Source organism: Micromonospora yasonensis (assembly GCF_026013475.1).
In the GTDB taxonomy this organism is placed as follows: domain Bacteria; phylum Actinomycetota; class Actinomycetes; order Mycobacteriales; family Micromonosporaceae; genus Micromonospora; species Micromonospora yasonensis.
The window spans coordinates 1-9,354 of the sequence record NZ_JAPDPH010000254.1 but is presented as its reverse complement, the minus strand read 5'-3'; the positions used below and the strand labels follow the sequence as shown (position 1 = coordinate 9,354).

The window sequence follows — 9,354 nt, the reverse complement described above, 5'->3', positions numbered from 1 at the left end:
AGCCGCCACCGCCGCCCGAGCGGGACATCTTCTGCACCTTCGCCGTGGCGTAGCGCAGCGACGGGCCGATCTCGTCGACCTCCAGCTCGATGACGGTGCGCTTCTCACCCTCACGGGTCTCGTACGACCGCTGACGCAGCCGGCCGGACACGATCACCCGGGCGCCGCGCTGCAGCGACTCGGCGACGTTCTCGGCGGCCTGGCGCCAGACCGTGCACGAGAGGAACAGCGGCTCGCCGTCCTTCCACTCGCCGGACGCCTTGTCCATGAACCGGGGCGTCGAGGCGACCCGGAACTTGGCGACGGCCGCCCCGGAGGGGGTGAACCGCAACTCGGGGTCATCGGTCAGGTTGCCGATGACCGTGATGGTGGTGTCTCCTGCCATGACCATCTCCTCGCGCACTCATCGTTTCGCCCTCACAGGCTCTCAGAGCCCTCTGACAGCGTCGATGAGCTTGATCCGGACGTGCCGGGTCTAGATGCTCAGCGCATCTCCGGGCGGATGACCTTGGTGCGCAGCACCGACTCGTTGAGTCGGAGCTGACGGTCCAGCTCAGCCACGGCCTCCGGTGTCGCCTGGAGGTCGATGACGGCGTAGATGCCCTCGGCCTTCTTGTTGATCTCGTACGCGAGGCGCCGGCGGCCCCACACGTCGGTCTTCTCCACCGAGCCACCCGCGGTCCGGATCACGTTCAGGTACGTGTCGAGCGACGGGGCGACGGTGCGCTCCTCGAGGCTGGAGTCGAGGATCACCATGATTTCGTAATGACGCAAGACGTGCTCACCTCCTGTGGGCTAAGCGGCCACGGTCCTTCCGTGGCAGGAGGTCGTGCGTCGTGGCCCGTGCCCGGAGCGGGGGAACCCGGCCGGACGCGGACAACCGGACCAGGATACCCGGTCCGGACGATCATGCCCGGGCCGGTCTGACGCGGTGCCCGGGGCGCGGCGACAGGGGTCCACCTCCGGCTTCGCGCATCGGAGGTGGACCCCTGTCCACGGGGCCGCAGGGCGTCCCGTCCGCATTCCTTGGGTGGGACCTGGGGAGGAACGACCACACCGATGAGGTTGGATCGTGGACGCCCCGCGGAGCTTTATCGTGTTGTTATCTGGTCTGACCATACAACGGCTCTCGTCACCTCTTGGGGTAAATGGAGGAATTTGCCCGGCGGCGTTGGTGCGCTGCCGTCCGGTGTGACGAGCCGGATCACGCCCCGTCGTGCCGGGCCGCACGGCGGGGCGTCCCGTTTCCGGGGGTCTCCCCTCGCCCGGATGCGCTGTGGATCGTGCCCGGGCGGAGCGTCGACCATCGATCCCACCTCGGACAACGACCACCGGGCCGGCTGGTGACGCGGGTCGTGACCGGTCCCCGGCCGAAACTTCCGGTCCGTACGCCACAAACCGGCCCGCCACGGGTCATCCCGTGCGTCAGGGCCGCGACGTAGGCTGCCCTCCATGCGAATCGGAGCCCACGTCGATCCGACCGACCCGCTGGCCGAGGCGGCCGCCCGGGATGCCGAAACCGTGCAGTTCTTCCTCTCCGATCCTCAGGGATGGAAGGCTCCGAAGCCCCGCGAGGACGCGGAACGGCTGCGCGCCGCCGACGTCGACCTCTACGTCCACGCGCCGTACGTGATCAACGTGGCCACCCTGAACAACCGGATCCGCATTCCGAGCCGCAAGCTCCTCCTCGGCCACGCGTCCGCCGCTGCGGCCGTCGGAGCCAAGGGCCTGATCGTGCACGGCGGCCACGTCAACGCCGGCGACGACCTCGCGGTCGGCTTCGACAACTGGCGGAAGACCTTCGCGTACGCGGCGGACTCGGGTGGCTTCCCGCTGCCGGTTCTGATCGAGAACACCGCCGGCGGGGACAACGCCTGCGCCCGTCACCTCGACGCGCTGGCCCGGCTGTGGGACGCGCTCGACGACTACGAGGTGGGCTTCTGCCTCGACACCTGCCACGCGTTCGCCGGCGGCGAGGAGCTGCTGGGGCTGGTCGACCGGGTCAAGGCGATCACCGGCCGGATCGACCTGATCCACGCGAACAACTCCAAGGGCACGTTCAACTCGGGCCAGGACCGGCACGACAACCTCACCGGCGGGACGATCGACCCTGAGCTGCTGGTCGCGGTGATCCGGGCGGCCGGAGCGCCGGTGATCGTGGAGACCCCGGGCGGGGCCAAGGGCCAGGCAGCCGACATCGCCTTCCTGCGCGAGCAGCTGGGAACCGCGGCATGACCACCGAGCAGTCCGACGCGACCGCCGGGGGGAGCACCGCCGAGCCGAAGGCCTCAGACGCCACGCGGCTCGCCACCGCCGGCTCCGACCAGGCCGGCACCGGCCCGCAACCGGACGCGAAGACGGGCACGGGCAACACGGACCGCGAGGCCGGCACCGACACCAAGGCCGGCACGAATGCCAAGGCCCGCACGAACGCCAAGGCCGGCACGAACGCCGAGGCCGAGGCTGACGCCAAGGCCGCGCGGGTTGGCACGACCGACACCGGCGCGACGGCCGCCACGGGCAAGATCACCGACGGAGCGACTCCTGACGCCGCCGGGCTCGCCACGGGCGACGCGACCGGCGCTGCCGACACCGCCGGGAAGACCGACGCCGGCACCGACGCGACCGACGGAGCCTCGGGTGGGACGGCCGGCGACGCCGCGAGCCGTACCGGAAAGGCGGACCCGGCCGGCCCGGGACCAGCCGACACGAAGGCGGACGACCAGGCCGAGCCCGCCGAGGGTACGAAGCCGGCGGACCCCTTCCTGGCGTTCGGCCCCGCCCCGGTTCCGGTGCTCGGCCGTGCCCGCCGGGCGGTCCGTGCGGTGGGCCGGTTCCTGGTCCACGAATGGACCCTGGCCACCGTCGCCGCGCTGGCGCTGGCCGTCCTGATGACCTGGCCCACGCTGCGCTACCCGGCCTACACCCTGCCTCAGGACTACTGGGACCCGAGCCTCCAGGCCTGGCAGCTGTCGTGGTCGGGGCACATCCTGCTGACCGACCCGGCACAGCTGTGGAATTCCAACGCCTTCTACCCCGATTCGTGGAGCTTCGCCTTCTCGGACACGCTCCTCGGCTACGCCCCGGCCGGCATGATCGGTCACGGCCCCGAGGCCGCCCTGGTGCGCTACAACATCATGTTCGTGCTGGCGCACGCGCTCGCCACGCTCGGGGCGTACGCGCTGGCCCGCCAGTTGGGCGCGGGCCGGATCGGGGCTGCGGTGGCCGGGGCCAGCTACGCCTACGCCCCCTGGCTGCTGGCGCAGGCCGGGCACCTGCACATCATCTCCAACGGCGGGATCCCGCTGGCGCTGGCGATGCTCGCCCGGGGCCACGGCTGGTCCCTGCGGTACGGGTACCGCCCGGACCGCCGGCACGCCGGCTGGGCGTTCACCGGCTGGCTGGTGGCGGCGTGGCAGCTGAGCCTCGGCTTCGGCATCGGCCTGATGTTCGCGTACCTGTTGGCCGGCATCGTGCTGGTGGCGGCGCTGATCTGGTTCGCCCGACGCTGGCTGGTGCGGCCGGTGAAGCGGCCGTTCGGCGGCCGGCTGTTCCTCGCCGACCTGCTCGGCGGTCTCCTCTTCGGCGCGGTGGGGGCGCTGCTGGCGGTGCCGTTCTTCAAGGTCGCGGAGTTGCATCCGAACGCGGCCCGGACGCTCGGCGACATCGCCATCTACTCACCGCCGGCGAGCGGGTTCCTCACCGCCCCGGCGGAGTCACGGATCTGGGGTCAGTTGCACGAGGGAGCGCGTTCGGTGCTGCCGTGGCACCCCGAGATGACCCTGCTGCCCGGCTTCGCGCTCTACGCGTTGGCCGCCGGCGGGCTCTTCTTCTCGGTCTGGCGCGTCCGGCACCGGCTCTACCTGCTCGCCGGGGTGCTGGTCAGCATGGTTCTGGCGATGGGCACCCGGTTCTTCGGCGGCACCTGGACCTTCGTACCGCTGTTCGAGTACCTGCCGGGCTGGAACGGGCTGCGCACGCCCGGCCGGCTGATGCTGTGGGCCACCCTGTTCCTCGGCGTGCTCGCCGCGGGCGCGGTCACCGCGTTCTGCGCGCGGGTACGCGAGCTCGCCGCCGAGCGGGTTCCCCCGTGGCCCGGGCCGTGGCTGCGGCTGGCCACCCTGCTGCCGCTGGTGCTGGTGACAGTGGAGGGTCTGAACGTCACGCCGCACCCGGTGGTGCCCCGGCAGCCGGCAGTCATGCGGACGGTGGACGGGCCGATGCTGGTCCTGCCCAGCAGTCAGAACCTGGACCAGCCGGTGATGCTCTGGTCGACCAGCCGGTTCCAGCAGATGGTCAACGGCGGCAGCGGTTTCGCCCCGGAGACCCAGGCGAAGGTACGCGATGTCACCGTCGGCTTCCCCGACCAGCTCAGCATCGATTACCTGCGCCAGCTCGGCGTGCAGAACGTCGTGGTGTTCCGTAACCAGCTCGGCGGAACCCCGTGGGAGGGGATCCTCGACAAACCGGTCGACGGGCTGGGCGTGACCCGGGAGGACGTCGGCGACGCGGTCGTCTTCCGCCTCCTGAGCTAGGCGGTGACCGGCTCGGGCGCCACCGTGTCGCGGGGGCGGCGGCGGAGCCAGCCGACGTCGTCGGCACCGTCCAGGACGCCGCCGTCGGGGTCGTCGGCGTAGGTGTGACGGACCGCGTCCCGCTCGGGGCGCAGGATGTCCCGGATCACGAAGCCGCAGAGCACCGCGACGGTGACCAGCCGAAGGCTGGCCGCGAGCACGAAGACGCCCTCAGGGAAGACGGGTCGGCTGGTGGCCGCGCCGAGCAGCTCGCCGTAGAAGGCGACGAAGTAGCACACCTCGGCGACCTGCCAGGCCAGGAAAGCACCCCAGCGCGGTCGGGCGAGCACCGCGAGCGGGAGCAGCCAGAGCACGAACTGCTGGGACCAGACCTTGCTGAAGATGAGGAACGCGGCGACCACCAGGAAGGCGAGCTGGGCCAGCCGGGGTCGGCGCGGCGCGAACAGCGCCAGCGCGGCCACCCCGAGGCAGGCCAGGCCGAAGAGCAGGTACGACACCCAGTTCAGGGTGGGGATGTGCGCGTTCAGCCACTCGAAGGGCCCGAGGTTGCCCGGCTGACCGGGGCTGATCTTGCCGTCCAGATAGCGGCCGATGTACCAGAGGGTGCCCCAGTCGATGGGGCGGGTGGTGTTCAGGTCGAAGAACCGGCTCCAGCTCTCCCGGTACGGGATGGCCACCGGCAGGTTGACCACAACCAGCGCCACCAGGCCGGTGGCGGCGGCGGTGAGCGCGGCACGCAGCCGGCCGGCGCGCAGCCCGAGCACCAGGATCGGCCCGAGCAGGAAGAGCGGCCACATCTTGGCCGCCCCGGCCAGGCCGAGCAGGACGCCGGCCGTGGCTGGACGGCGTCGCGCCCAGGCCAGCAGCCCGAAGGCGGCCAGTCCGACCGCGAGCAGGTCCCAGTTGACGGTGGCGGTGAGCAGGAGGGCCGGGGCGAGCGCGAACATCGCCGCGTCCCATGGTCGTCGTCGCCGCAGGTTGAGGATGACGGCGACGGTGGCCACGGCGAGGGCGCTGAGCACCAGCGCGTTGAGGTTGTAGAACCACTGGCCCTGGTTGATCCCCGGGTTGTCGGCGCCGACGGCGTGCACCGGCAGGCCGAGCGCCCCCATGAAGTAGCCGGTCAGCACCGGGTATTCGACCGGGTGGTCCGCGTAGGGCACCTTGCCCTCGTTGAGCCCCTCGGCGTAGTAGAGCGCCAGCACGTCGGTGTAGCACATCCGCGTGTACTGCACGTTGTTCTGCCAGGCACCGTCCTGGCAGGGCGACTTCTGCACCCAGTGCAGCGCCAGCGTCAGGCAGAGCAGCGCCAGCACGATCCGGGCCGGGCTCCAGAAGCTCCGCTCCCGGCCGGCGGGCCGGTCCAGGGCGACGGCGTGGTCGCCCAGCGGACCGCCGATCAGCCCCGCGGTGCCGCGGACGAAGCCGTCCGAGCGGGACGGATGGTCGATGGGCCCGGTGTCGTCGATGTCTGCCGTCGACTGGGTGCTCATGAAGAGGCATCCTGCCGTATCTCCGGCGGCCTTGGGAACGGATGCGCGTCGACCGCGCGGCGGCAGGTGCCGATGTACCGGATGCCCGCGACGTGGTCACCCTGGTGGACGGTGGGGCTCGAGCGGCAGCGGGAGGGCCGGAAAAGGGGCCGCCTCCGCCGTCATCCCTCCCGGCTCGGAGGGGTGACGGCGGAGGCGGACGAGGTCAGTACGTCTGCCGCTGTGTCGTGCCGGGTAGGAGGCCCCCGCCGCGACCGCCGTTGCCGCCACCGCCCGTCGGCGGCGGGAACGGCATGGTCCCGCCGTTGTTGCCGTTGCCGTCGCCATTACCGTTGCCGCCGCCCTCGCAGAACAGGCCGAGCGGGTCCTGGCAGCCGTTCTGCGGCGGCTCCGGCTGCGGCATCTCGCCGTTGCCCGCTTCGTCCTTACCGACGTGGGCGGCCGGTGGGAAGTCCTCCTTGGGCTTGTCCCTGAGGGCGTCGTTCATGAAGCGCTGGAAGATGGCACCCGGCATCTTCGCACCGGAGATCTTGTTGCCGTCCTTGTCCTTGATCGCCTTGCGGTTGCCCACGTTGCCGACCCAGACTGCGGTGGCGAGCTGCGGCGTGTAGCCGATCATCCAGGCGTCACCGTTGGCCAGGGGTTGCTTCGGGTCGCCGAGTTCCCAGGTACCGGTCTTCTCGGCAGCCTTCCGGCCGTCGTCGAGGCGGCGGTGCACCTGAGCCGGGTACTGCTCCAGCACCGAGGTGACGTCCGCGACGATGTTCGGGTCGATCCGCTTCTGCGGCTTGATCTTCTCCCCGCCGACCGTGTCCCACTTGCCGGTGTTCGGGTTCTGCTTCTGCACCAGCTTCACGAAGTGCGCCTTGTTGTAGAAGCCTCGGTTGGCGAAGGTGGCGACGCCGTTGGCGTGGTCCAGCACGGTGATCGGGTACTGGCCGTAGCCGATCACGTTGAAGAACGGGTCGGGCGCCAGGTCCTTCGGGTCCTTCTTGGTCAAGTCGTACGCCGTGGCCGGGTTGGTGTCGGTCCGCCACATGGTCGTGACGCCGGCCTGCTTGGCCATGTCGAGCACCTTGTCCGCGCCGATCTTCTCCGTGATGTAGTAGAACGGCACGTTCAGCGACTTCAGGGTCGACTGCTCGAGGGTGCAGGAGTCACCGCAGGAGACCTTGTCGGCGCCGGCGTTGCTGACCTTGAACTGCACCCCGTCGGGAGTGAACGCCGAGCCCTTCCACCGCGACTTGACCGAGATGTCCGCCTTGAGCGCTGCGGCCAGGGTGTAGATCTTGAAGCTCGAACCGGGCGAGTGGCCACCGCTGAGTACGCCGTTGTCGATGTTCTTGCCGGCGTAGTCGGTGCCGGTGCCGTTGTCACCGCCGTAGTAGGCGCGCACGGCGCCGGTCTTCGGCTCGATCGCCACCACGGCGGCCATCAGGTTTGACGGCTGCTTGTAGAGCTCGGAGCCCTTCGTCGCCCGCTGGGCCGCGTCCAGCGCCGCCTTCTGCATCCTGGTGTCGATGGTGGTAGTGATCTTGTAACCGCCCCGGCTCAGCGCCTGGGAGCAGAGCGGCCGCTGGGGGGTGGCCGCCGCCTGGTCGTCGGTGCACAGGTTCATCTCGCGCATTTCCTGCGAGACGTAGTTGATCACGTTGCCGTACGGCGTGTTGACGCCGAAGTCCGCGCCGTTGTTCTTCGACGGCTTCTTGATCGTCTTCGGGTACTCGGTGGGGTGCGGCGGCATGTTCGGCGCGTCCAGCCACTTCTCGGTCATCATGCCCCGGATCACGTAATTCCACCGGTCCAGCGCGGCCTGCGGGTTGATCGCCGGGTCGTAGCCCTTGTGCGTCGCGCTCGGCTCAGGCTGCTTGATCAGCGCGGCGAGCACCGCGGCCTCCGCCACGGTCAACTGGTTGGTGCGCTTGCCGAAGTACGTCTGCGCCGCCGCCTCGATGCCGTACGCACCACGGCCGAAGTAGATCACGTTCAGGTAGTGCTGCATGATCGTCGGCCTGTCGTACTTGTCGTTCAGCTTGGAGGCGAGGATCGCCTCCTTCACCTTGCGTCCGTACGTGTCCTGGTTGAGGTTGTCGAACGCGTTGCGCGCGTACTGCTGGGTGATGGTCGAGGCGCCCTGCTTGTCGCCGCCGGTGAAGTTGTTCCAGGCGGCGCGGGCGATGCCCTTGTAGTCCACACCGGAGTGCCGGTAGAAGTTCCGGTCCTCGGCCGCGGCCACCGCGTGCTGGACGAACTCCGGGATCTGAGCAATGGTGACGAGCTGGCGGTTCTGGTCACCGACCTTCGCGATGACCTTCGCGTCCGCGGAGTAGATGGTGGTGGACAGCGGCGGGATGGTGTCCTCGGGGAGGATGACGTTGGTCGAGTAGTAGGTGAAACCGACCACGCCGATGCCGGCGAGCATGATGAAGACGGCGAAGCCGGCGATCAGCATGTTGATCCGCCGGCGCTTCTTCGCCCGGGCCGACGCCGCCGGGTCGTCACCGCGACCGCCGCGACCACCCCGGCCCGGCCCGGTCGGGCCGCCCGGCCCACCGGGACCACCGCCCACCATGCCCGGCACGCCGGCACGGGCCACCGCGGCCCGGCCGCCCACGGCCGCCGAGCCGACGCTCGCCCGACGACGAGCGGTACGGCGACTGGGTCAACCACGACCTCGCCACCTACCACGTCAGCGTCTGCGCCGACGTCGAGCGGATCGAGGCGTACTGGCTGCCGGAGGAGGACCCGGAGCTGAACCCGGCCGGGGTGAAGGGGATCGGTGAGATCGGCATCGTGGGCAGCGCCGCGGCGGTCGCCAACGCGGTGCACCACGCGACCGGCGTACGGGTCCGGGACCTGCCCATCCGGCTGGACAAGCTGCTGGAGCACCTGCCGGCACGCTGAGGGGCCGGCAGCGCGCCACCGGCCCCTCACTGCGTCGGTCAGTCGGCGAGCGCCCCGGCCGACCGCCCCTCGTGCAGAGTCAGGTTCCGGCCCGTCGACGGGTCGAAGAGGTGGATCTTCTCCAGGGTCAGCTTCTCGGCCCTGAAGGGGTCGAGGTTGCAGATCGTGGTCGGTGCTGGCTGCATCGGTCACGCCGCGTTCGGCAGGCTGACGGCTGCCCAGTCCGCAACGCCGCGTGTGGCGATGTTGCGGGCTGCGTTGACGTCGGCGTGCTCAGCGAGGCCGCACGACGTGCATCGGAAGGTGGTCTGGTTGGGTCGGTTGGCTTTGGCGATGTGCCCGCAGGCGGAGCAGCCCTGCGAGGTGTACGCCGGATCCACGTGAACGAGCGCTATCCCGGCCCGGGTCGCTTTGTAGGCGAC

The 9,354-nt window shown here is 70.3% G+C and carries 9 protein-coding genes; 3 read left to right on the top strand and 6 right to left on the bottom strand.

Annotation, left to right across the window (positions count from 1 at the left end):
• Positions 1–403, bottom strand: a 403-nt coding sequence (locus ONA70_RS31640) for a single-stranded DNA-binding protein (protein ID WP_265010156.1), incomplete at its 3' end; no start/stop codon positions are given.
• Between the two features lie 80 nt (positions 404–483).
• Positions 484–774, bottom strand: coding sequence for a 30S ribosomal protein S6 (rpsF, locus tag ONA70_RS31635; RefSeq protein WP_265010155.1), 291 nt, complete (start codon positions 772–774; stop codon positions 484–486).
• Between the two features lie 678 nt (positions 775–1,452).
• Between rpsF and ONA70_RS31630 the strand changes: the two genes are divergently transcribed.
• Together ONA70_RS31630 and ONA70_RS31625 are read left to right on the top strand one after the other, a co-directional pair.
• Complete coding sequence (locus ONA70_RS31630; protein WP_265010154.1) at positions 1,453–2,235, top strand: deoxyribonuclease IV; 783 nt, start codon at positions 1,453–1,455, stop codon at positions 2,233–2,235.
• Positions 2,232–4,535 carry a hypothetical protein gene (locus ONA70_RS31625; RefSeq protein WP_265010153.1) on the top strand — a complete coding sequence of 768 codons (2,304 nt, stop codon included), beginning with the start codon at positions 2,232–2,234 and terminating at the stop codon, positions 4,533–4,535. Before ONA70_RS31630 ends, ONA70_RS31625 begins: the two co-directional genes overlap by 4 nt.
• Here ONA70_RS31625 and ONA70_RS31620 read toward each other — a convergent pair.
• Together ONA70_RS31620 and ONA70_RS31615 are read right to left on the bottom strand one after the other, a co-directional pair.
• Entirely contained in the window at positions 4,532–6,028 is a 1,497-nt protein-coding gene (locus ONA70_RS31620) for a glycosyltransferase family 87 protein (RefSeq protein WP_265010152.1), read from the bottom strand. The two genes, ONA70_RS31625 and ONA70_RS31620, sit on opposite strands and share 4 nt — an antisense overlap.
• Before the next feature lie 205 nt (positions 6,029–6,233).
• Positions 6,234–8,642 carry a transglycosylase domain-containing protein gene (locus ONA70_RS31615; RefSeq protein WP_265010151.1) on the bottom strand — a complete coding sequence of 803 codons (2,409 nt, stop codon included), beginning with the start codon at positions 8,640–8,642 and terminating at the stop codon, positions 6,234–6,236.
• 152 nt (positions 8,643–8,794) lie between these two features.
• Here ONA70_RS31615 and ONA70_RS31610 point away from each other — a divergent pair, with 152 nt between their 5' ends.
• The gene (locus ONA70_RS31610) at positions 8,795–8,932 is read left to right on the top strand and encodes a hypothetical protein (RefSeq protein WP_265010150.1); all 138 of its coding nucleotides are present in this window, start codon (positions 8,795–8,797) and stop codon (positions 8,930–8,932) included.
• 38 nt (positions 8,933–8,970) lie between these two features.
• Here the strand turns inward: ONA70_RS31610 and ONA70_RS31605 are convergent, their stop codons facing one another.
• Positions 8,971–9,117 (bottom strand): hypothetical protein, encoded by a 147-nt coding sequence (locus ONA70_RS31605; protein WP_265005649.1) that lies wholly within the window; start codon positions 9,115–9,117, stop codon positions 8,971–8,973.
• 3 nt (positions 9,118–9,120) lie between these two features.
• A partial coding sequence (locus tag ONA70_RS31600) for a transposase (RefSeq protein ID WP_265010149.1) occupies positions 9,121–9,354 on the bottom strand: 234 nt, incomplete at its 5' end.